The organism is Bacillus sp. F19 (assembly GCA_023823795.1).
In the GTDB taxonomy this organism is placed as follows: domain Bacteria; phylum Bacillota; class Bacilli; order Bacillales; family Bacillaceae; genus Bacillus_P.
The window spans coordinates 4,995,689-5,017,776 of record CP085710.1 but is presented as its reverse complement, the minus strand read 5'-3'; the positions used below and the strand labels follow the sequence as shown (position 1 = coordinate 5,017,776).

The window sequence follows — 22,088 nt, the reverse complement described above, 5'->3', positions numbered from 1 at the left end:
CTTTCTTTTTTTGCATACAATTTTGGGTTATTACGGTTTGCGAAATAAATGGAATTCTTTATAATAAGAAATATTATAAAATTCTGTAAAGACTTGTCCTGTCCGGATGCAATAAACATTCACCATAGAAAGTGAGGAATTATAAATGGCTTCCATATTTTCGAAAGAAAGACTGCTGGAAGAGCTTAATCAGTGCCAAGAGTTCGAGGGAATAGATGCACATGAACTGGCAGATAAATTATCCATCCTTGCAGAAATCGGAAAAACTCCAGATGGAGGCGTAACAAGATTTCCTTATACAAATGAAGAGAAACAGGCAAAGTCCGTTTTCAAAGAATGGATGTCGGAAATTGGATTAGACGTCCGGGAAGATGCGATCGGAAATTTATTCGGCACGCTTCTTGGAAGCTCGCCTGATCTTCCGGTCGTGATGACAGGCTCTCATTTGGACAGTGTTCCAAATGGCGGGGCATTTGACGGTCCGCTTGGATGCTTAAGCAGTTTGCTTGCGATAAAGGCCATCGCTTCTAAACAAGAGAAGCCGGAGCGTTCAATTGAGCTTGCTGTCTTTGTAGATGAGGAAGGAGCGCGATTTAAAAACGGAATTTTTGGAAGCCGAGTCATGATGGGAGAAGTGAGCGCAGCTGATTTCAAATCATTTAAAGATGATAAAGGTAACGTTCTATATGATGAATTGAAAAGGTGCGGGCATGAGCCTGAACGAGTTAAAGAATCCTGCAGAAAACCAGAGGATATTTATGCTTTTCTTGAACTTCATATTGAACAGGGCAAGCGCCTCGAGTCAGAAAATAAAGACATCGGCATCGTCAGCGGCATTGCCGGTCCATCCTGGATATCCTTTACGTTTATAGGCGAAACAGATCACGCGGGTAATACGCCGATGAACTTTCGCAGGGATACACTGGCGGCCGCAGCTGAATTTATTTTAAAAGTTGAACAGGCGCCGGGAAGGTTCAGCCAAACGGCTGTTGCTACGGTCGGAAAAATAAACGTCTTCCCAAACGGAACGAACGTCATTTCCGGCAAAACAGAGGTCATTGTGGATGCAAGGGATATTGATTTGGCTGCCAGAGATGCTATGATTTCCGCATTAAAAGATGAAGCAATGAATCTTTCAAAGGAAAGAGGAGTGGCTGTCGACATAAACGACGGCATCAATATCTCGCCTGTGATCGTACCGGATCATATACAGGAAATCATCCGAACTTCTGCTGAAGCGAGTGGAATGACCTCGCTCTCTCTTCCCAGCGGAGCGGGGCATGACGCAATGACACTAGGAAGATATGTGCCTTCAGGAATGATTTTTGTGCCGAGCTTAAACGGGAAAAGCCATTCACCGGAGGAGTGGACATCACTCCCTGACTGCATCAGAGGTGTACAGGTGCTGAAAGAATCACTTGCCAGGCTTGCAAATAGCTAGGTGAGGAGTCAATGAAATGATTAAGTAAAAAAACCTCTTCCGTATTTGGAAGAGGTTTTTTTGAAAAGATAAGTTTAAATCTAATAGAAACATAGTCATATAATTGCTGGGAAATAAGGGGTTATATGGAATTTAATAAGCAATAACTCACATGTATTAAGTAGTTAGTTTTTCATTATTCAGGTTTCATATTGAACATTAGTGGGAAAATGTGGTGGTAATTAGATGGAGTACATACGAGATATCCGAAAGGAGCCCATCCATTGAAAAAAATAATACAGCTTAGTCTGGTTTTAATGTTGATCATTACTGGGGGTTGCGGAATGAGCAAAGAAAAAGAAAACGGTAAAATAGATCCTTCTTCAATGCCTGAAACGGAAGCCTTTAAAGATGAGTTTACACGAGAATTTATGGCTTCAAACGAAGAGGTTGAAGAAGGGTATTATACATTCAAATCAAAAACGAATGGTTATTCTATGAAATTTCCTGATAACGCAACATTAGATGAGATGTTTTACGAAAGAGAAAAAGATCATTTTGAAACAGTTAATTTTGGTGAAACCAATGAATCTTCAAATATTTCATACTATGTAATTGCAACATATGAAGATCAACCAGTAACTAAAGAGGTCGAGGCAAACTTATCTTTGCTATCAGATAGTGTGAAGTATGAAGGTGAATACAGTAAAGAAGAATTTGAAGATAAAACGATTTATTTTGGAAAAAAAGAGTATAAACCTGAAAATGAAGATTCAGCAACACACATATTTTTTGGATATATAATGTCAAAGGACAGCGATAAAGCAGTGAGCTTTATACATTATGTCATGTGTTCCGACACAAAGAAAAAATGTGACATTAATTCAGTAAATGAAGAAGAAAAAACATTAGGGTTTATGAAATCAATTCATTTCCTGGATTAATAATTCGAGGTGAAAGAAGTGGAAAATAACTCAGAAGAAGTGTTGAGTTCCGACTTATTAAGAGCCCGGATTACCGGCTTAGAATACGGACCTAATGATGAACTTTTGTCGGAAGAAGTTATTCGAAGAATATTTATTGAAGAGACAGGGATTGAACCACCTCAAAAGATTACTGTCTACCATTCTAAGGAATATAAAAAAGAATTCCTAAAAGGTGACTTAGATTCGGGCTTTGATGGAACAATCATCCATTTTTTCGATACAGAAAAGGGAATTAACCAAGTCTATACTATTACTAGAGGAAGTGAGCACAGCGAAAAAGACAGCAAGGATGGGGCACCGCTTGATTGGATATACAATGCATTAGGCATATATACAGGCCAAAGCACAAATCAGTATAGACATGCTTCTAGATTTAATGATTTGGTTACGAACGAAATCAAAAAAACGAGTGGTGATCAAACAAGAAAGAACCGGTTGGATAAAATCACGCACTCAGTCATTTACTTTCAAAAAATCCAGTTTTTCTATATATAGAATATGAAAATTAATTCATTAATTGGTTTAGACTAATACAAATAATCCGGGAATCAAGAATAGGACTTTCCCACTAAAAGTATGGAAAAATATTATAAAAATTCCCTTAAAATAGATTTTATTGGTAAATTACATGGGTAATTAATAACAGAAATGATAAATCCAGTAATATTCTTCCTCTATTACATAATAGTAGATATAATGTACTATTTTACTAGTATTCTAGAAGTAACAATTGACCTTCATGGTCTTTGTTTATACAATTAATGTAAATTCGTGTAAAAGGAGAGATGAAAATGTCAGGAATTATTCGCGTTACCCCTGCAGAACTTGTCGATATGTCAAAACGTTATAACAATGAAGGTGGAGAGCTTGGTCTTCTTATTGGACGCCTAGACAGCATGATTGGTCAATTACAGGCTATGTGGGAAGGGGAAGCAAGCAACGCTTTCAGAGATCAATATGAACAGCTTAAGCCTTCTTTCATAGATATGCAGCATTTAGTAGAAGATATTTCAAGACAATTAGAGAAGACAGCACACGCTCTTCAAGAGGCTGATGCAAACATTGCAGGCCAAATCCGCGGTTAATAGGATCTGACAATCTAATGAAGTGCAGAAAGGAGCGCCCATTCTAAATCAGATGACGGCGCTTCTTCATTTTGAGGTGAAAAGGCATGTATATTGAAGTGACAATCGATTTGAAGCATTACACAGGAGAAACATTTGATTTGCGTCTATCAAATTATCACTCTGTCAAAAAAGTAGTGGATATAGTATGGCAGACAAGATGCATTTCTGACCCACCTCGAGAAGGGTATTGGGTGCGCGTTCCCAATAAGCAGATTGTCCTATCAGGCAACCATAAGCTTGTAGAATGCGGAATTACAACAGGAGATCGTTTTGAAATCCTATGAAGGAGTCATTCTCAATGTCAGAAAAAAAACCGTCATATTTAGAGCAGCAGCTTGAAGCTGTCATAACGAAGGAAGATGGCTATACTTTCATCTTTCAAACAGAAAAAGTAAAACTGGATCAAGCAGCAGAAATCGATATGCTGAAAGAAATGGATCCATCCATTAAGCGGGAAATCGTTCTGACTGAAGATGAATTAAGGGTTCATGTTCAGCCGCCTGAGACTTATTTAGGTTTTTCCAGTTTAATTAAAAAAGAAGAGCGAAGCAAGTGGAATTTTTCCTATCAGCTGGTAAAAAAGGTGAAAAACCACTCGTTATCGCGGCTTCATTTGATTGTATGTCCTGAAAACATTTTATTTGATCAAAGCTTTACGCCTTATTTTCTTCATTACGGCGTAATGGAAAGCATTCCTCCGTATGAACAGGACGGTGACAGGCTTTGGCAGGAATTGAAAGCCTGCGTTGCAGCTGCAGTTGATTCCAAATATACCTTTATGCAATATCTGAAATTCAATGAAACTTTGGACATTTCACCAGCATCAAGGGAATTGCTTTCAGCGGTCACTTATCCTGAATTGTTAACCCTGATAGAAAAGAACATGAGGGAAATCGACAAGAAGAATGCAGCTCTTGTCTCCATTCCGGAAAAGAAATGGAAGCTTACACGATACATAGCTCTGGGTTTTCTTGTTTTGCTTGTTCCCGCACTTGTTTATACAGCTTATTCCCTTTTTTCCCTTCACCCTAAACAAGAAGCATTTGTAGAGAGCAATGAATACTACTTGGGCAACGATTACAGTGAAGTAGTCAGCACCCTTGCAGGCTACAGCATAGAAGAAATGCCTAATGTTGTTAAATTTCAATTAGCTTCGTCTTACATAGTCAATGAATCTTTGACAGAAGACCAAAAGGAAAGCGTGCAAAACACGCTGACCCTTCAATCCGATCCGCAGTACCTTGAGTATTGGATACATATTGGAAGAGGCGAGGCTAAAGAAGCACTCGAACTTGCAAGAAATCTTGAGGACCGGGATTTGATTGTATTTGGACTGATTCAATACCAGGATCAAATAAAAGCAGATACCGAAATGAACAGTGAAGAAAAGCAGCAGGAACTTCAAAAAATTGATGCAGAAATAAAACAATTTAAAGAAGAACAGGAAGCCCAGAAGAAAGAAGAAGAACAGAAGTTAGAGGAAGAACAGAAGGCGAAAGAGCAAGTGGAAGAACAGCAGAAAGCAGAAGAAGAGGCAAAGGAAGCAGCTGAGCAGGCGAAAGCTGCGGAGAAAAAGCCAGCCGCTCCTGCAAAATCGGGTTCTGACTGACGATTATAGGCACCAGGAGGTGATTTCATGAGTATTTTATGGGTTTTTCACGGTGAATCCTATCAGCAATATGAGGTGAACGAAGATGCGTTCCGTCCGATTTCCATCGGATCAGAGATTCAGCACACGCTGACAGTCAGGAATTTCCCTTTTTCTGAAGGAGCTTTAACCGTTGCAAAAACAGAGGAAATAGATGGATTTGTCATTATTCAGAATGACAAACCCATTGGAAAGGCTGCAGTAAAAGAGCCATTTCGTCTTGACGATCAATCAGAACAGCTGACAATTTATTTAACACCGGCGCCTGAAAAAGCAGAAGCCTACTATATTGGATTTCAAAAAGAAATTTCTTTTTCAGCGACCATTAAAGAGGCTCACATTTATAAAGATAAGGGTACTTTTCCCGTTCTTGGAAAAGGCTCTCTCACCTTGTTAAAAGCAGGAAGTCATTGGAAGGTCTCGCCTGAGGGTGAAAAGGTCTATTTGAATGGAAGGAAGATAGAGGGTCTCACGCAATTGCAAATTGGGGACATTCTCTTCTGGCCGTTTATGACGGTCCGGCTGATAGAAGCCGATTTGATACAGGTTTTGAGCATAGACGAGTTTCATTCAAGCCTGCCCCATACGGAAAAACCAAGATCTGAAATGAGCAAAAAATATCCGATCTACCGCCGCACGCCGCGGATGATCTATGAGCTTCCGAAAGATAAAATTTCGCTCACTTTCCCAGCGCAGGAAGGGGACGATCAATCACGGAGCCTGTGGCTGATTATTCTGCCGCCGCTTGTCATGATGATTGCGATGGGAATTGTCGCTCTTGTTGCTCCGCGAGGCATTTTTATCATCGTCTCCATGGTCATGTTTGTGATGACGCTGATCACGTCAACGGCGCAATATTTCAGAGAAAAAGGAAATTACAGGAAACGCCAAGAGCGCAGACTCCGCGTATACACACAATACCTTGAAAACAAACGCCATGAGCTTCAGGAGGCGGCTGAAAAGCAGCGCCAGGTTCTTTCTTACCACTTTCCTTCTTTTGAACAAATGAAGTATATGACGCGGCAAATATCAGACCGAATTTGGGAAAGAACGCCTGAAAGCAATGACTTTCTGGAGCTTCGAATCGGAACGGGCACCGTTAAATCAAGCTATCAAATTTCACTTAGCTCAAACGATATGGCGAACAGAGAAGTGGATGATCTGCTTGAACAGTCACAGCAAATGGAAAAGGTATACAGGGAAATTGGTTCAGTGCCAATCAGTGTGAACCTTTCTCAGGGTGCTATGGGACTGATCGGGAAAGAAGCAATCATGAAAAATGAACTTCATCAATTAATTGGACAGCTTGCTTTTTCACACAGCTATCATGATGTCCGCTTTGTGTTTATTTTTAATGAAAAAGAATACAAGAGCTGGGAATGGCTGAAATGGCTTCCGCATTTTCAGCTTCCGCACGCATTTGCAAAAGGCATGATTTATAACGAGCAGACGAGAGACCAGCTGCTTACTTCGATCTATGAAATGCTGCGTGAGCGTGATCTGGAAGAAAAGAAAGAAAACACAAGGTTTGCACCTCACATTATTTTTGTTATTACTAATCAGCAGCTTATTTCTGATCATGTGATTTTGGAATATTTAGAAGGCGAGTTTTCACATTTGGGCATTTCCGTTATTTTTGCTGCCGAAGCGAAAGAGAGCCTGTCTGATAACATCCACACGCTTGTGAGGTACGTCAACGATCAAGAAGGAGACATTCTCATTCAGGAGAAAAAAGCGGCTGCGATTCCTTTTAAGCTGGATATACATAAGCGTGAGGGAAATGAGTCGTTCGCCCGGATGCTTCGTACGCTAGATCACCAAGTGGGAATGACAAATTCGATTCCAAAAAGCGTTTCCTTTTTAGAGATGGTCAATGTAAAAGAAGTCGATGATCTTCCGATTGAGCAAAACTGGCAGACGCGGGAATCGGCAAAATCTCTTGCTGTTCCAGTAGGACTAAAGGGCAAGGAAGATGTAGTGGAATTAAATCTTCATGAAAAAGCTCATGGGCCTCACGGTCTATTAGCGGGTACTACCGGTTCAGGGAAAAGTGAATTCCTTCAAACCTATATTCTGTCATTGGCTGTTCATTTCCACCCACATGAGGTAGCTTTTCTGCTGATTGACTACAAGGGCGGAGGAATGGCGCAGCCGTTTAAAAACATGCCGCATTTGCTTGGCACGATCACAAACATTGAAGGCAGCAAAAACTTCAGTGCCCGTGCCCTTGCATCAATCAAAAGTGAACTGAAAAGGCGCCAGCGTCTATTCGATCAGTATCAGGTCAATCACATTAATGATTATACAAGTCTTTATAAACGCAATCAGGCCGGAGAACCTCTGCCTCATTTATTTTTAATTTCCGATGAATTTGCGGAATTAAAAAGCGAAGAGCCTGATTTTATCAGGGAGCTTGTCAGCACAGCGCGCATCGGCCGAAGCTTAGGCGTGCATCTCATCCTGGCAACACAAAAGCCTGGTGGAGTCATCGATGATCAAATCTGGAGTAATGCCAGATTCAGAGTGGCCCTTAAGGTTCAGGATGCAAGCGACAGTAAAGAGATTTTGAAAAATGCAGATGCCGCCTCTATTACCATTACAGGAAGAGGCTACCTGCAGGTAGGCAATAATGAGGTTTACGAGCTGTTCCAATCAGCATGGAGCGGGGCGCCTTATCTAGAAGAAACATCAGAGTCGGAAGATGAGGTAGCGATCGTGACAGACCTTGGTCTGCAGCCGTTATCAAATGTCGCATCTTCTAAACAGCATAAAAAAGATACGGAATCACAGATTGAAGTGATCGTCGATAAAATTGAAGAATTGCAGACGAAAATGGGTATTCGCAAGCTGAACAGCCCATGGCTCCCGCCGCTTGAAAACAGAATTTCACGCCATCAATATGCTTCCCAGGAGCATGAGGAAATATATCTTGGTCTGATTGATGAGCCTGAAAAGCAAAGCCAGACCCCATACTCGTATCAGCTGATGGATGACGGCAACATCGCCATCTTCGGTTCTTCCGGCTATGGGAAATCACATACTGTGATGCTTCTGCTTTTAAGCATCGCGGCAAGGCTCAGCCCTGAGGAAGCCCACTATTACGTCATAGATTACGGCAATGGGACATTGCTGCCGCTTAGACAGCTGCCGCATACAGCGGATTATTTCCAGCTCGATCAAGAGCTGAAAATTGATAAGTTTATGAGAATCGTAAAAGATGAGATTTCGCGGAGGAAGCAATTGTTTCAGCAGCAAGAGGTCAGCAGCATCAAAATGTACAATTCATTAAGTAAAAACAAGCTCCCTCTTATGTATATTGCCATTGATAATTTTGATCTCGTGAAAGAGGAAATGCAGGAGCTTGAAACGCAGCTGATTCAGTTTGCGCGTGATGGCCAGTCTCTGGGCATCTTTATGATTTTTACTGCCACAAGGGTACAGTCTGTCAGACAATCATTAATGAACAGCATGAAAACGAAAATCCTTCATTACCTTATGGATACGACTGAAACATACATGGCCATTGGAAAAGTTCCGTTTGCGCCTGAACCAATTCCGGGACGCGCCATTATCAAGAAGGATCAGGCATATTTCTCTCAAATTTTCCTGCCTGCTAATGGAGAGGATGATTATGAGCTGCTTGATTCCATTAAAGAAGATATTGGAATGCTGAAGGTGAAGCACAAGAATGCCAAGCTTCCTCGTCCTGTCCCAATGCTTCCTGCTGAACTGACCATGATCAACTTTACACAGTTCACTGCTGATGCTCATAAAACAGGCGTGATTCCAATCGGACTTGATGAAGAGCATGTTCTGCCTGTCAGCGTGAATCTGGCGAAAACAAAGCACTGCATCATCCTCGGCCAGACTCAAAAAGGGAAGACAAATGTTCTTAAAGTCATCTTGAACACAGCGCTGCTTCAGCCAACTGAATCTATCGGTATATTCGATTCGATTGACCGCGGACTGGCAAGCTATGCTTCTGAAGAAAAGGTTGCTTATCTTGACACGAAAGAACAAATATCGTCGTGGCTTGATCGAACAGAAGAACTTCTTAAAGACAGAGAACAAACCTACCTTACAGCAATCCAGCAGGGTATTGTAAATAATTTAGCTTTCTCGCCGGTTATGCTTGTCGTTGACGGCTATTCAAGATTCCAGCAATCTCTTGACAGTATGCTGCAAGACCGTTTGACACGATTTATGAAAAACTACAGCCACCTCGGCTTTAATGTCATTGTTTCAGGAAATAACAACGAGCTGACAAAAGGATTTGATGCGTTCACAAGTGAAATCAAACAAATCCGCCAGGCGCTCATTTTAATGAAAAAATCAGAGCAAACCCTATATACCTTGCCTTACAGCCGGAAAGAAAGCGATATTCACCCAGGCTTCGGATACTATGTGGAAAATGGCAAAGAAACGAAAATACAAATTCCTCTTTGTGTCATTGAAAGGAAGATCTACACATGACAGATCAAAGAAAACATACGATTAAAATGATAGCTGCGGTGCTGCTTATCTTAGCAGTGCCTGCTCTTTTCTTCCAAGTCATCGGGGACAACCCGCTGGAAATAAAGGAGAAAGCTACAAGAAACATCGCTGTCGTTAATGAGGACATCGGAACAGAAAAGGCTGAAGGGGAAAATACAGAAGCTGAACCTGTTCAATTCGGAAAGGAAGTTGCAGGGATACTAGACGAGGATTCCCAGTATGACTGGACAATCTTAAGCAGAAGTGCCGCAGTTAACGGACTGAAAAACGGGCAGTACGATGCTGTCATTTATATTCCTTCCAATTTTTCTGCCAACATATTAACTTACAATGAACAGCAGCCTTCAAAAGCAGAATTTGAATATGTGGTCCAAAATCAGCTGAATGCTGAAAACAGACAAAGAGTGCTCCGCGCACTGGAAGACGCTACAGGCCGCGTAAATAAGCAAATGTCTTCGCTGTACTGGAGCTATGTCGCACAGGACATGGAGAATGTAAGAGAAGAGTTTGACCGCATTCTTGAAAAGGAAATTGCCTTTCAAAATGCCATGCTGAATTTTTATAAACCAAGCTCTAAAGATCTGGCTGGGGAATTAGATCAGCAAAAGCAAATGCTTGAGCAATTGCAAACGACAATAAAACAGGCTGAACAAGAAACGCCTGAACAAAAAAACACGGTCGAGCAATTTGAGAAAAACCTTGCTTCATTCGTAGAGTATGTTGAAGAATATCAGGCATATCAAGAAGATCAGCAGCAGCTTCTGACGTTGGCCCAGCAGGAAAGTTTAACGGCCATTCAGGGTGGCAGTGCGGAAGTGGATCAAGTACAGAATGAAACGCAGCAGGCATTTAACAAACAAGGAAGCATGCTTGCATCAAGAATGACTGACATTCAGCAGCAGCTTGATCAGAATCAAAAAACAGCAGAAAACCTTGGCAGTGTAAGGCTCAGCCAAGTGGAACGCCAGGCAAGAGAGCTTGAGACTGTTCACCGTAATTATGTGGACATGTATATTATGAAGGATAACCAGGATACACTGAACCGTCTTGAAGGGGAGCTCATTCCTCTTAGGGAAAACCTTAAGCAAGGAAGTCCTGGGGAGGAACCAGGTAACGGAGAGGAAGGGCCTCCTGATGATGATGGAGGGGTCGCAGAACCAGAAACTCCTGGAGAAAATGAAAGTCCTGCCAACATGGAAGAGGAGCGGGCTAACATTCTTGCTGTTTCAGAACAGATGAAAAATCTGAAGACAATTCTGGAAACCATTCCGGACCCTAAACCGGATCAAGTAACACAAGCGATAACTGAATTAGAGGCTATGTCAGCCCAGCTTGTTGCAATCGAAGAATCGATTAAGTCAAAAGAAGATCAGAACTCATGGAAAGCCGAGTATGATAAATTACTTGCTCTTTATGAAAAGCTGACAGAAGACAATGCAAAACTATTAGAAGAAAATCAGCTTCTAAAAGATGAAAACAGCAAACTGGAAGAAAAGATCAAACAGCTGACAGGTAATATGAACTCAGGTTCAGCTGCCATCATGGAACAAGAACAAACCATTCTTAACTCGCTCAGTCCTGAAAGAAAGCAAAGACTTGAGAGTGTATTCAGCAGGCCTATCGGAAATGCATCAATGAACGATGTACTGAAATACCATACGATTTTGTCCCAGTATGAGGCAGCCGCCAAGCGTATGAATAACTCATCAGATCCGGCCAAAGATGCTGTCCTTGCAGATGAAATGCAAAAAACGAAAGTGGCTGGCATTCTATCAATCAATGAAGAAGAACAAGGCGCATGGGACAAGCTGAATCAGGAGCTGCCGGCTGCTGAAGAAGAAATGAAAGAAGTCCAGGCTTCCGCTCTTGCATTCATGGATGAATACAGCAAGGAGCTCGATGCTCAGCAGACAGCTATATTAGAGGATCTTGCTTCTATGGAAGAGAGCGCAAATAACGTACTCAGCCAAGTTCAGGAATCAGAAAATACAGCTTCTAGAATGCCGCTTGAAAATTCGGACGGTACAACACTTGTTGTCAATCAGCAAAATATCAGTCAGGAATTGGTTATGATTACGGACTTGATAAACTCGCTTGGGGACAGACAGGAGACGGTTGTAAGCAGTACGGATGTCCTCCAGAAAAAAGTGAATGAAGTTCAATCTGAAGCAGATCTATTAAATGATAAATGGGCAACGAATGTAGCTTCAACACAGCTTGTCAGAGATGACGTTTTCAGTATTCTCGGCAATACGTTTGTAGACGGACAGAACAACGGCTATGTTTATGAGCATCTTGCCAATCCGCTGCAAATAAGCGGGGAAGCACCGGCTGCTCAGGCAAAAGCGGTTCCGCCGGTCGTTATTCTGGTTATCATCCTAATCAGCAGCTTGCTGATCGGATTCTTCAGTCATTATTTTAAAGCAGCACCGTTATTAGTAAGAGGCTCTATGTTTGGCCTTTTAAACTTAATTGTGGGGCTCATTATAAGCGTATTCGGTTTAAATATATACACGCTTACAGATGAACGTGCTATTCAATGGTCAATCTTTACAGTCCTCCTGTTATTTGCAGCATCAACAATTGTACGGGTAGCGTTCTTGCTCGGCAATTTTACAGGCTGGCTTGCAAGTGTAGGTCTTGTTGCGTTCTTTATCAGTCCTTTGCTTGCATTAGCAGCGCCTAACTTCACGTATGAAGATCCGATGTCTAAGGTGTACATCTCGATCCAATATGACGCAAATAACTTATTTACTCAGGGAGTGATTGTGCTGATCGGCATCCTCCTTGTTCTGACCATCCTGCCGTTTGTTGTCAATGCTCTTAAAAACACAAACGAAAAGGCTAATCAGGAACATGCCCATGAAGTGTAAAACAGGCATTTCGCTAACCCTATTTCTGGTTATCTTTAGTTTGACCAGCGGGGTTGCAGTAAAAGCAGAGACAGAAGCAAACCTTGAGGAACTCGATCCTAATATCTATGAGGAAAAAGAACTTAAGGAAAACACGGATTACCTGCATGAAGAATCACTTTATGAAAAAAGAAACTCAATACCGGAAGAGCAAAAAGATCTAACCTTTGAAAAGCCATCAAGGGATGAAAAGGATGATCTGCAGGAACAGCTCTTCACTAATTACACAAAAGAGAAAAACACAATTAAATCCAAAGCTGAACAAATGGATTTATTCTCCGGCACTGCAGAACCATCGATGAGTATGACCGCAACGGAAAATACAGATACTAGCCAAAATTCCGGCTTAATGATGACGTATATTCTCCTGATTGCCATTGGCGTCATCCTAATGATTGGGCTTTTGATTCCAAAAATGACACAAGGCAAAAAAACAGAATAAGAGATTGAGGCAGCTTTTTATAAGCTGTCTTTTTTTGTGCTTCGATATCTAGATTCAGCGCGCCTCAAGCATGCCGCTAGTAAGGATTGGAAAGAATAACGGCTGAAGCAGTAAGTAAAAGGATAAATCAAAAATTCGAATCGCTAATAAAGTTGATTAATCCGCTATAAAAATGAAGAAAATTGCTAATAAAAGTACAGCTTTCGCAAATAAATGGGCGATTTTTGCTAAAAGACTCTATCATTGCTTGCCGGATTAAGTAATGATTTACTTATTTTGGATGTAGAGCAAAAAACATCCTTCGTGCTATGATGAAAGGAATCTATGAATATGAAAGAGAAACATTCCTATGAGAATAAATAAATATATAAGTGAAACAGGCTGCTGCTCAAGGCGTGAAACCGACCGTCTTATTGCTGATTGCCGGATAACCATTAATGGAGTCACGTGTGAGGCCGGCGACACGGTTACTGAAGGGGATATCGTATTGATTGACGGCAGTCCGATCCCGCCTAAAGCCATGCCCGTCTATCTGGCTTTAAATAAACCAGTGGGTATTACGTGTACAGCAGCAAAAGATGTAAAGGGAAATATTATCGAATTTATGGATTTCCCCGAACGGATCTTTCCTGTTGGCCGGCTGGATAAAGCGTCAGAAGGGTTAATTTTGCTCACGAATGATGGAGCAATCGTAAACAAAATCATGCGATATGAACATGGCCATGAAAAAGAATATCTCGTCAAGGTAGATAAGCCATTTGACGATGACTTTATTCTTGGCATGTCAGGCGGAGTAGAAATACTCAGCGTGACAACTAAACCGTGTAAAGTGGAGAGGATCAGCGATTGCGAATTCCGCATCATTCTTACTCAAGGACTTAATCGTCAAATTCGCAGAATGTGCAAAGTATTTGGCCATAGGGTAGTCAGGCTTGAAAGAAAGAGGATCATGAATCTGTCTGTAGAAGGCTTAAGCAGCGGGGAGTGGCGCGAATTGACTGTATATGAGATTGAAGAGCTGATGAGCAGGCTTGCTTAAAGAAAAAACCGCGTGACACATCACATGTGCCCGCGGTTCTTTTTTAAGCTGAAAATCCTTCTTCATGCAAGTAATTTGCAGCCTCTTTATAAGTGGTAAACGTGCCGTCAAGGTTTAACCCAGCGTAGACATTCCACATATCATCTTCCTGAATCAAAACAAGAGTCTGTCCATCCTCATTTGTCCATTTTTCTTCTTCAAATTCTTCTATTTGTTCGTCTTCATGCACAGAAAGCGAGTGAATAGATTTTTTGATGATGCTGCGCAATTCTTCTTCAGAAAAATCACGAATGTTAACCATGCCTTTATCATTCGCAGCGTACCCTTTTACATATTCAGTATAAACGAAACCATTTCCGTTTGGATGAAGATGATAGACAACATTTTTCTTATCGTAAATACTTTCCTCAAAATGAAAGTTGATTCTTCCAAGGGAAACGTTCTTTCTTTGCAATTCTTTAAATGATTCAATAACAGCAAGTTTTTGTTCAAAAGTAAGCATACATTTCCTCCGATAATCGATTCAATCTGTTTATTATATCACAGGGAGCCGAAAACCATTTATTTGGCTGGAATTAACGAAGACAATACTATAAGAACTTAGTGAGGGCAAAAAAATGAAAAACTATGGCCATAAAAAATATGGAAAAGATCAAGACGGTCTAAAGGAAAGGTAATCGTTGCATAAAAAGGTGATTCCGCTGCCTGATGAGATTTCATTTGAAACAGCAGCGTCCGTGCTTCTTCAAGGGCTCACAGCCCACTATCTGACTTCTGACAGCTATAAGATAAAAGCGGGTGATACGGCACTCGTTCACGCTGCAGCCGGCGGTGTAGGGCAGCTGCTCGTTCAGATCATTCGCTTATTGGGCGGGAAAGTCATCGCGCTTGTATCTGCTCATGAGAAAGCAAGGGTCGCAAAATCAGCAGGTGCAGAGCAGGCATTTGTTTACAACGATGACTGGAAGCAGAAAGTCCTTGAGGCGACAGATGGAAAAGGAGCAGATGTTGTTTATGAATCAGTCGGTTCAACGCTGATGGACAGCTTTAATGCGACCCGCATTGGCGGAACCGTTGTTTTCTACGGAATGGCAGGGGGAGACCCTGTTCATATTGACCCGAGAATGCTGATGGATACTTCAAAAACGCTGACAGGAGGTGATCTTTGGAATGTACTTACGTCCAGAGAAGAGCGCATTTCGAGATCACAGAAACTGTTCGGGTGGATTGCGGAAGGTTCACTTAAAATGGCTGAACCTGCCCGATTTGCTCTAGAAGATGGCGCTAAAGCGCACCGTTATCTAGAGAGCAGAAAAAGTACGGGGAAAATTGTTTTAATTCCATAAAGAGGAGGCTGCTTTTTTAATTAGCCCCTTTTTCAGATAGAGGAAAGTATAAAATCTTGCGCATTGCTGTCTAGCTCCATCGCTCAATATCTATTCCCACAGCTTAAGATGCTGTTATTTGACGCTCTGATACCGCTATTTGCTTTCATTTCGTGTGGATTATAAGGTAACCTTATTATACTTAAATCGGTGCATATAGCCCTGTTTCTGGCTTATTCTGATAATTAACCCTTTTTATTCTTCGAATAAGTGATATTTATGGATCCTTATTCTTTAAATTAAAGCTTTTTTAGAATGGAGTGTGCGTTTAATGACCGTTAAAGGAGTGGCTCTTGATGCAAATACAAGATGCCGTCACTATGCGACTGACAAAGATATTATTGCGATTAAATTTAAATGCTGTGATACCTACTATGCATGTTTTGAATGCCACGGGGAGCTTGCAGATCACAATCCGGAGGTATGGGATAAAGCAGAACGGGACATGCCTGCCGTACTTTGCGGCTCTTGCCGTCATGTGATGACGATACAAGAATATATGGACAGCGGCAATACCTGTCCCAAGTGCCGGTCTGCCTTTAATCCGGGCTGTCAAACACATTACCACTTGTACTTTGGTTCTTAAGGTGTTTACTATGCATTCTTTTTGGGAAAATAATATGAAAAGAGGAGGAGTTTACATTGAAAAAACTGATTAGAAAAGCGATAAAATATGCTCCAATCGTCTATCCTATTGTAAAGAAAATGCTTAACAAGCGTAAAAATGGCTAACGCACAACTTACTAATAAACATTTAACCGCTGCTAAAAAAAGCAGTGGTTTTTTTAATGCTTTTTTCCAAATAAAAAACACCTGCTGATTCTTCAGCAGGTGTTCCGTTCTAATTCATTAAGTTTTTTTGCGCATTGATCGCAATACAAGGCTTAATAAGAAAACAAAGATGATAGCTCCAAGCAATGCAGGGATAATGGCGATGTCTGCTAAAGTTGGTCCAAATGTGCCAAGAAGTTCTCCGCCGATCCATGCACCAATGATACCGGCAATGATGTTTCCTATAATGCCTCCAGGTACGTTTTTACCTAAAATAACTCCTGCTAACCATCCGATTAATCCGCCAACGATAAGATATAAAATAAAGCCCATTTTTAAATTCCGCCTTTCTTAAGATGGGGTGGTATTTATTTCTATGGCTGTTATTCCCCTGCCTTTTAGAAAAGAAACATCTTGCTGAAATTTTTATAAAAATTTCCTTTTCTTTTAATTAGAACTTTCCTAGAAAGTGCAAGTTGTTTCATGTAGTATGGTAACAATAAGATAAGCATAATTTTTTTGAGATGGGACGGAACTATGAAAACAGAGACAGCACTCACGATTAAATCTAAATATGTGAAGGAAATGAAAAACGGCAGCCCCCTGATTCAAAAGGATTCGGTCGTTAATCTTTCTAACTTAAAGCATGAAGGCGAGCTTATCAGACTGGTTGATGATCAGCAGCGGTTTATTGGCAGGGGATATTACGGAAAGCAAAACAAAGGAATCGGCTGGATTCTCACTTCAAGTGAAAGGGAAGAAATGAATCAAGCCTTCTTTGATCAGAAAATCCAAGCTGCCATCGAGTTCCGGAAGAACCTTTTCCAAAGCGAAGCAACGACAGCCTTCCGGGTTTTCAACGGTGAAGGGGACGGTATTGGCGGATTAACAATCGATTATTTTGACGGCTACTATTTGATGACATGGTACAGTAAAGGGATTTACCAATTTAATTCTTTCATTCTTGAGGCCTTAAAGAAGAGTGCTGAGATCCGCGGGATCTATCAGAAAAAACGGTTTGATTCACAAGGAAAGTTTGTTGAGGAAGATGGGTTTGTAGAAGGGCATAGGCCTGAATTTCCGTTAATCGTAAAGGAAAATGGCGTGAAATTTGCTGTATATTTAAACGATGGCGCAATGGTTGGTGTTTTTCTTGATCAAAGGGATGTAAGAAAGACCATTAGAGACCGTTATGCAAAAGGAAAAACAGTTCTGAATTTATTTTCCTATACAGGTGCGTTTTCTGTATTTGCTGCACTCGGCGGAGCTGTAAAAACAACTAGTGTTGACCTTGCAAACCGGAGTCTCGGCAAAACCATCGAGCAATTCAGCATAAATGAGATTGATTATGAAGCACAGGATATTATTGTTGAAGATGTTTTTCATTACTTTAAATATGCACTGAAAAAAAATCTGAAGTTTGACCTTGTCATTCTTGATCCGCCAAGCTTTGCAAGATCTAAAAAATATACCTTCAGTGCTGCAAAGGACTATAAGGACCTGCTTAAAGAAACCATTGCTTTAACGGAAGAACATGGGGTCATTGTCGCATCAACAAACTGCAGCACGTTCTCAATGAAGAAATTTAAAGCTTTTATCGACACCGCCTTTAAAGAAGCTGGCGGAAAATACAAGATAAAAGAAGAGTTTTCTCTGCCGGATGACTTTAAAACGATAAAAGAATTCCAAGAGGGAAATTATTTAAAAGTAGTGTTTATAGAAAAGCTGAATCCAGTCAAATAATGACTGGATTTTCTTTTGGTTCAGATTAGTTTAGAATGATATTTGATTAAAAAGAAACAAGAAGATGAAGAAATTAGACTCTGTTGTGTGCCTTTTTTCAGAGAAGTTGATTATTTTTATGGTACGGCACCAACCGGTTCTGCTATTTCTCTTATAGGACAATCTTTATCCCTCTCAATGAAAAGGGGGGCTCAGCACATTACCTGCTAATAATGAAATCTAATTATGTTTGTCGTTAAAGATGGCTTGAAAGCCTGCTTTAGACTGAAATGTAACCAATATAATCAAAAAGCAGCAATCAACTGAAGCTGCTTTTTTTCCATTCTTCCTCAAGGAGAGAATGCATGATAACATCGCATGGCATATGATCCTGGATGATATAATTCCTTAGCCTTCCTTCCTCTTTAAAGCCTAAACGCAGAAGAACGCTTCTGGAAGGGGAATTCTCAAGCATAACCACCGCCCCGATTCGGATTAGCTCCATCTCCTTAAACCCAAAAGCAAGTACGGCCTTAATGGCCTCTGATGCAAAGCCTTTGTGCCAATGTAGATGAGAAATTTCATAGCCTATTTCAGCTCGTTTGTACTTCTTTGACAGTGCGTGAAATCCGCAAGTTCCAATCAGTTCATTTGTTTCTTTGAGTTCAATTCCCCAGCGTATGAGTTTATTTGATTGATAGCCGATTTGAAACGTATGAATCAGAGTCTCTGCTTCCTCTAATGTTTTAAAAGAATTCATTCCATAATACCTTGTTACCTCTTTGTTTGAGAAATAATCATACAATTTCACGGCGTCAGAACTCTCAATACCCCTTAGCCGTAAACGGTTTGTTTCTAATTGTGGAAATGATGTCATTTTCTTTCGTTCTCCTTTTTCTCCTTTAAAATGATCTATTTCGACGCGTAACGCTTTTTTACCTGTCACTATTTTCACTAATTTCAAGATTAACAAAATGAATTAGCTGTTGCTGACCGCCACCGATTTCCATATTAAGGGACAATGTATACATGTATACAATTCACGTGTACTTGTAAACAAAATGTAACAAATTGTTTTCAAATAATGTATACATGTATACAAGTATGTACGCATCCTGGTATGAAGGGATGTATACAAAATGTTGACGTTGTAAACATATTTGTGTACGTTGTAAACACTTTTGTAAACAAGTATACAAAAACGTAATCATTTTAACTCTATTGACGAAACTATCAATCTCTAATACTCTTTAATAGAATGGATTTTTATACTAATTCATGAAGTGAAAGGAATGGTGTTCATGAGTAATTCTAGAATCGCAGCAATCGATGTTGGAAATGATGCAGTAAAAGCAATTTTCGGAAAATACGACTCTCAACTATACATACCGAATGTCATTGCAAGAGACATTGAAGATCGTCCGGTTATTGGAATCGAAGAATTAGACAGCAAGGATCCGCTTGATGGAATCCATATTAAAGTTCACTCCCCTGCTTTAAAAGAAAATAATGCTATTTACCGTGTTGGACACTTAGCTACAAAAAGCGACAATGCTTCTGAGCTTGATCCTGGCAGCAGCAAATCAGAAGAAGATCAAACGCTAGTTATGCTGTTTGCTTCAATTGCACTTGATGCAGTAAAACCTGAAAATGAAAAGGTGTTCCGCAGAAATAACAAAGTCATTGATGCAACATATACTCTCGGCACTGGACTTCCATTAAGAGAAGCAAAAGAAGGCAAGGATGTCGGTTACCGCTCTAAGCTTCTTGGAAATGTTCATCAGGTTGAATTTTTGATTACTCCTAAATATCAGGGATTAAAAGTAAACATCAAATTTGACGAAGTGAAAGTATATCCTGAAGGATTTGCAGCTTATATCAACTTAGTGATGGACAAGGATTTAAACATCATCAATAAAGACTTGATTGATAAGCGCATCATCATCCAGGATATCGGTGGCCTTTCTACTGATATCGCAGTGATTAAAAACCGCAATGTAGATGACGATAAAGCACAGGGCTTTAACCTTGGCGTTGTAGAATCACTTGAAGCAATCCGCGAAGAGATCCGTTCTAAGCATGGTGTTGAACTTGACAGCCGCCGTGATGTAGTAGAAATCATCACCAAGAAGACTGACCGCAATCATATCTATGTAAGGGGTAGCCGCACAAGCGTTCATGATATTACGGATCGCATTCTCTTAGATCTTGCGAAGAAGCAATATCGCCACCTGCGCAACGTTTGGCAAAAGAATTCACAAACTGAAATCTGCTATTTTGTCGGCGGAGGAGCGGTTGTTCTGAAAGATTACCTTAAAACGCTTAATAACAATCTTGACGGCTACAATATTGACTTCTTTGAAGATGAGAATGAAAGCATCTGGATGATGGCAAATGCTTATTATAAGCTCGTTTTTGACTTTTACCGCAAGTCAAACAAAGAAAAAAGCAGTGAAGATAAAAAAGCAGCTACTACCAAATAATAGGGTGGTTTTATGAATAAAGGCGCTTCATCAGGAATTCAAAGGGGACAGGCGATTACGTTTCGCATCCCCTCAGATACTCCTGAGCACATAATAAAACAGCTGCAGAAGCTGAAAGAAACGGAAAAAAGGAACTTCTCAAGCAAAATTGCTGAATTTGTCTCACAAGGAGTCGGTGATTCTTTTGTTAAAGAGAAGGAAAGCATCACAATTCCGCTTCCGCAAAAACTCAGCAAAGCGCAGAGAGACTGGATTAAACACGAGCACTCTGAAGCGCTGCTTGGAAGCATCGTGTATCAGATTCTTGCTGATCCAATTAGAGCAGCTTCCCTTCTAGCTTCATTTAACAGCAGGGCACTTGATATTGACGAGGCCCTTTACTTGCAGGAAACAGCCTTTCCGTCTGGCAGCCGTCCGGCTATGCAGGAACCTGAGCCTGACGAGGATTTTGATGAAAATGCAGGGCTTGATGATTTCGATTGGGAAAAAGCTTTGCAGGAGTCAGCTTCATCAGCAGAAGAAGAAGTAAAAGAAGAAACAGCGGATGATTTGATCGGCGGGTTTCTTTCTAAAATGAATAAATGATAAGAAAAGCGGAAGCGCCCGTTTAGCTCCGAAAGACAGATAAGAATCTGGCAGAAAAGTCCGGATTTGACTTTTTTGACGGATTTGTTCTGGCCGAGGAATTGGGCGATGGAGCTAGACATATATGCGCAAAATTTTATACTTCCCTTAATCTTAAAAGAAGCTAACAGCGGATGTTAGCTTCTTTGTCTTGGTTAAAGCGATTATACAAAGCAATTTTAAAAACAATTTTCAGAAGCGTGCTGCTAATAAAGGACGTGCCGTTAGTGTCTATTATAAAAAAGCGGGAAAACTGTCCATTATTTCACAAAGAATGGCTTTTATGAAAGACAAAAACCACATCTAGTAGTAGACATGGTCACAGTTGATAATAAATATAGAGGCCAAAAGTTTATGAGTCAAAAGAATAGAGCGGCGCTAAAAGAGGCTGAATTCAGGAGGATATTCAGCGTTCTGGAGATGGAAACACTGGGAAATGTCAGGATCTACGAACACTTTGGATTCCGGTTATCACAGAGTATAGAGGTGATAAAAGGGCAATTGACCGTTTATATCCTCGTTTATGATCCTTATCAGCAAATCATTTATACTGAAATATCTTAAGGAGCATCAATTGATTTTACTCGGCCTATTTGACCATCCTGAAGGCGCACTTTTATTCCGTGAGGGTGAAAAGCAGATTTTGTCAGAATATCTTTTACAACACCGCCCGTAAGCTTTCCAGATCGCTGATCCTGCTTCAGGACAATCTGAACAGGCGTACCGGGTTTAATATGTTCGCGGTTTTGACCGTTCATTTAAACACCCATTCTTCTGCGCTGATTATTTGTTTTCTTAGAAACCTGGCTCTTCATGTTCTTTGTCTGATTAGAACCTTTCATACTGGCATTTCCGTTCGCTTGTGCCTGTTTTTTGCTGGCAAGCTTTTGTTTAATCGCTTCTTCAAGTGTCATTTTCTTTTCTGACATAGGACAAACCTCCCTTTTAGATTAAGATGTACAGTCATTATACTATCATTCACAAAATAAAAATAGAACTCTCTCTGAAAGCATTCCCTGAATCTGATTAATTTAC

General features: G+C 40.6%; 21 protein-coding genes and 1 pseudogene. 17 read left to right on the top strand and 5 right to left on the bottom strand.

Annotated features, from left to right (window positions below):
* The first annotated feature begins 145 nt into the window (after positions 1-145).
* From LIT25_25730 to LIT25_25685, 10 genes are all read left to right on the top strand, one after another.
* Positions 146-1,441 carry a Zn-dependent hydrolase gene (locus LIT25_25730; protein USK33849.1) on the top strand — a complete coding sequence of 432 codons (1,296 nt, stop codon included), beginning with the start codon at positions 146-148 and terminating at the stop codon, positions 1,439-1,441.
* 263 nt (positions 1,442-1,704) lie between these two features.
* Positions 1,705-2,364, top strand: coding sequence for a hypothetical protein (locus tag LIT25_25725; GenBank protein USK33848.1), 660 nt, complete (start codon positions 1,705-1,707; stop codon positions 2,362-2,364).
* A gap of 18 nt (positions 2,365-2,382) precedes the next feature.
* The gene (locus LIT25_25720) at positions 2,383-2,901 is read left to right on the top strand and encodes a hypothetical protein (GenBank protein ID USK33847.1); all 519 of its coding nucleotides are present in this window, start codon (positions 2,383-2,385) and stop codon (positions 2,899-2,901) included.
* 296 nt (positions 2,902-3,197) lie between these two features.
* Positions 3,198-3,491, top strand: a complete 294-nt coding sequence (locus LIT25_25715; protein ID USK33846.1) for a WXG100 family type VII secretion target — start codon at positions 3,198-3,200, stop codon at positions 3,489-3,491.
* Positions 3,492-3,577: 86 nt separating this feature from the next.
* Positions 3,578-3,817, top strand: coding sequence for a ubiquitin (locus LIT25_25710; protein USK33845.1), 240 nt, complete (start codon positions 3,578-3,580; stop codon positions 3,815-3,817).
* A gap of 14 nt (positions 3,818-3,831) precedes the next feature.
* Positions 3,832-5,142 (top strand): type VII secretion protein EssB, encoded by a 1,311-nt coding sequence (gene essB / locus LIT25_25705; protein USK33844.1) that lies wholly within the window; start codon positions 3,832-3,834, stop codon positions 5,140-5,142.
* Positions 5,143-5,169: 27 nt separating this feature from the next.
* Positions 5,170-9,654 carry a type VII secretion protein EssC gene (gene essC, locus LIT25_25700; GenBank protein USK33843.1) on the top strand — a complete coding sequence of 1,495 codons (4,485 nt, stop codon included), beginning with the start codon at positions 5,170-5,172 and terminating at the stop codon, positions 9,652-9,654.
* On the top strand, positions 9,651-12,548 hold the full coding sequence (esaA, locus tag LIT25_25695) for a type VII secretion protein EsaA (protein ID USK33842.1): 2,898 nt from the start codon (positions 9,651-9,653) through the stop codon (positions 12,546-12,548). The genes essC and esaA overlap by 4 nt, the downstream gene beginning before the upstream one ends.
* Positions 12,538-13,029 carry a type VII secretion protein EssA gene (gene essA / locus LIT25_25690; protein ID USK33841.1) on the top strand — a complete coding sequence of 164 codons (492 nt, stop codon included), beginning with the start codon at positions 12,538-12,540 and terminating at the stop codon, positions 13,027-13,029. The genes esaA and essA overlap by 11 nt, the downstream gene beginning before the upstream one ends.
* Positions 13,030-13,378: 349 nt before the next feature.
* Positions 13,379-14,068, top strand: a complete 690-nt coding sequence (locus LIT25_25685; GenBank protein USK33840.1) for a pseudouridine synthase — start codon at positions 13,379-13,381, stop codon at positions 14,066-14,068.
* Positions 14,069-14,111: 43 nt separating this feature from the next.
* Here LIT25_25685 and LIT25_25680 read toward each other — a convergent pair whose 3' ends face one another.
* Positions 14,112-14,570 (bottom strand): hypothetical protein, encoded by a 459-nt coding sequence (locus LIT25_25680; protein ID USK33839.1) that lies wholly within the window; start codon positions 14,568-14,570, stop codon positions 14,112-14,114.
* A gap of 184 nt (positions 14,571-14,754) precedes the next feature.
* Here LIT25_25680 and LIT25_25675 point away from each other — a divergent pair.
* The 3 genes and pseudogenes from LIT25_25675 to LIT25_25665 all read left to right on the top strand — a co-directional run bounded on the left by LIT25_25675 (position 14,755) and on the right by LIT25_25665 (position 16,185).
* A pseudogene (locus tag LIT25_25675) lies at positions 14,755-15,414 on the top strand (zinc-binding dehydrogenase).
* A gap of 310 nt (positions 15,415-15,724) precedes the next feature.
* Positions 15,725-16,039: a hypothetical protein gene (locus tag LIT25_25670; GenBank protein USK33838.1), complete on the top strand. Its 315-nt coding sequence runs from the start codon at positions 15,725-15,727 to the stop codon at positions 16,037-16,039.
* A 56-nt stretch (positions 16,040-16,095) separates the two neighbouring features.
* Positions 16,096-16,185 carry a hypothetical protein gene (locus LIT25_25665; GenBank protein USK33837.1) on the top strand — a complete coding sequence of 30 codons (90 nt, stop codon included), beginning with the start codon at positions 16,096-16,098 and terminating at the stop codon, positions 16,183-16,185.
* Between the two features lie 117 nt (positions 16,186-16,302).
* Here LIT25_25665 and LIT25_25660 read toward each other — a convergent pair whose 3' ends face one another.
* Complete coding sequence (locus tag LIT25_25660; GenBank protein USK33836.1) at positions 16,303-16,557, bottom strand: GlsB/YeaQ/YmgE family stress response membrane protein; 255 nt, start codon at positions 16,555-16,557, stop codon at positions 16,303-16,305.
* A 204-nt stretch (positions 16,558-16,761) separates the two neighbouring features.
* Here LIT25_25660 and LIT25_25655 point away from each other — a divergent pair, with 204 nt between their 5' ends.
* Positions 16,762-17,967 (top strand): class I SAM-dependent rRNA methyltransferase, encoded by a 1,206-nt coding sequence (locus tag LIT25_25655; GenBank protein ID USK33835.1) that lies wholly within the window; start codon positions 16,762-16,764, stop codon positions 17,965-17,967.
* 298 nt (positions 17,968-18,265) lie between these two features.
* Here the strand turns inward: LIT25_25655 and LIT25_25650 are convergent, their stop codons facing one another.
* Complete coding sequence (locus LIT25_25650; protein ID USK33834.1) at positions 18,266-18,823, bottom strand: GNAT family N-acetyltransferase; 558 nt, start codon at positions 18,821-18,823, stop codon at positions 18,266-18,268.
* A gap of 424 nt (positions 18,824-19,247) precedes the next feature.
* On the opposite strand from LIT25_25650, the gene LIT25_25645 reads away from it, so the two are divergent.
* The 3 genes from LIT25_25645 (at position 19,248) to LIT25_25635 (ending at position 21,617) form a co-directional block, all read left to right on the top strand.
* Positions 19,248-20,429: a ParM/StbA family protein gene (locus LIT25_25645; protein USK33833.1), complete on the top strand. Its 1,182-nt coding sequence runs from the start codon at positions 19,248-19,250 to the stop codon at positions 20,427-20,429.
* Between the two features lie 12 nt (positions 20,430-20,441).
* The gene (locus LIT25_25640) at positions 20,442-21,014 is read left to right on the top strand and encodes a hypothetical protein (protein USK33832.1); all 573 of its coding nucleotides are present in this window, start codon (positions 20,442-20,444) and stop codon (positions 21,012-21,014) included.
* Between the two features lie 393 nt (positions 21,015-21,407).
* Entirely contained in the window at positions 21,408-21,617 is a 210-nt protein-coding gene (locus LIT25_25635) for a hypothetical protein (protein USK33831.1), read from the top strand.
* On the opposite strand, the gene LIT25_25630 is transcribed toward LIT25_25635, so the two are convergent.
* Complete coding sequence (locus LIT25_25630; GenBank protein ID USK33830.1) at positions 21,614-21,811, bottom strand: YwbE family protein; 198 nt, start codon at positions 21,809-21,811, stop codon at positions 21,614-21,616. The two genes, LIT25_25635 and LIT25_25630, sit on opposite strands and share 4 nt — an antisense overlap.
* Complete coding sequence (locus LIT25_25625) at positions 21,812-21,982, bottom strand: hypothetical protein (GenBank protein ID USK33829.1); 171 nt, start codon at positions 21,980-21,982, stop codon at positions 21,812-21,814.
* Between the last annotated feature and the right edge of the window lie 106 nt (positions 21,983-22,088).

Coding starts and splice junctions, on each gene's coding strand:
- LIT25_25640 (USK33832.1), top strand. CDS start 20,442: ATGAATAAAGGCGCTTCATCAGGAATTCAAAGGGGACAGGCGATTACG.
- LIT25_25635 (USK33831.1), top strand. CDS start 21,408: ATGAGTCAAAAGAATAGAGCGGCGCTAAAAGAGGCTGAATTCAGGAGG.
- esaA (USK33842.1), top strand. CDS start 9,651: ATGACAGATCAAAGAAAACATACGATTAAAATGATAGCTGCGGTGCTG.
- LIT25_25655 (USK33835.1), top strand. CDS start 16,762: ATGAAAACAGAGACAGCACTCACGATTAAATCTAAATATGTGAAGGAA.
- essA (USK33841.1), top strand. CDS start 12,538: ATGAAGTGTAAAACAGGCATTTCGCTAACCCTATTTCTGGTTATCTTT.
- LIT25_25645 (USK33833.1), top strand. CDS start 19,248: ATGAGTAATTCTAGAATCGCAGCAATCGATGTTGGAAATGATGCAGTA.
- LIT25_25685 (USK33840.1), top strand. CDS start 13,379: ATGAGAATAAATAAATATATAAGTGAAACAGGCTGCTGCTCAAGGCGT.
- essC (USK33843.1), top strand. CDS start 5,170: ATGAGTATTTTATGGGTTTTTCACGGTGAATCCTATCAGCAATATGAG.
- LIT25_25630 (USK33830.1), bottom strand. CDS start 21,811: ATGAACGGTCAAAACCGCGAACATATTAAACCCGGTACGCCTGTTCAG.
- LIT25_25625 (USK33829.1), bottom strand. CDS start 21,982: ATGTCAGAAAAGAAAATGACACTTGAAGAAGCGATTAAACAAAAGCTT.
- LIT25_25680 (USK33839.1), bottom strand. CDS start 14,570: ATGCTTACTTTTGAACAAAAACTTGCTGTTATTGAATCATTTAAAGAA.
- LIT25_25650 (USK33834.1), bottom strand. CDS start 18,823: ATGACATCATTTCCACAATTAGAAACAAACCGTTTACGGCTAAGGGGT.
- LIT25_25710 (USK33845.1), top strand. CDS start 3,578: ATGTATATTGAAGTGACAATCGATTTGAAGCATTACACAGGAGAAACA.
- essB (USK33844.1), top strand. CDS start 3,832: ATGTCAGAAAAAAAACCGTCATATTTAGAGCAGCAGCTTGAAGCTGTC.
- LIT25_25715 (USK33846.1), top strand. CDS start 3,198: ATGTCAGGAATTATTCGCGTTACCCCTGCAGAACTTGTCGATATGTCA.
- LIT25_25660 (USK33836.1), bottom strand. CDS start 16,557: ATGGGCTTTATTTTATATCTTATCGTTGGCGGATTAATCGGATGGTTA.
- LIT25_25730 (USK33849.1), top strand. CDS start 146: ATGGCTTCCATATTTTCGAAAGAAAGACTGCTGGAAGAGCTTAATCAG.
- LIT25_25670 (USK33838.1), top strand. CDS start 15,725: ATGACCGTTAAAGGAGTGGCTCTTGATGCAAATACAAGATGCCGTCAC.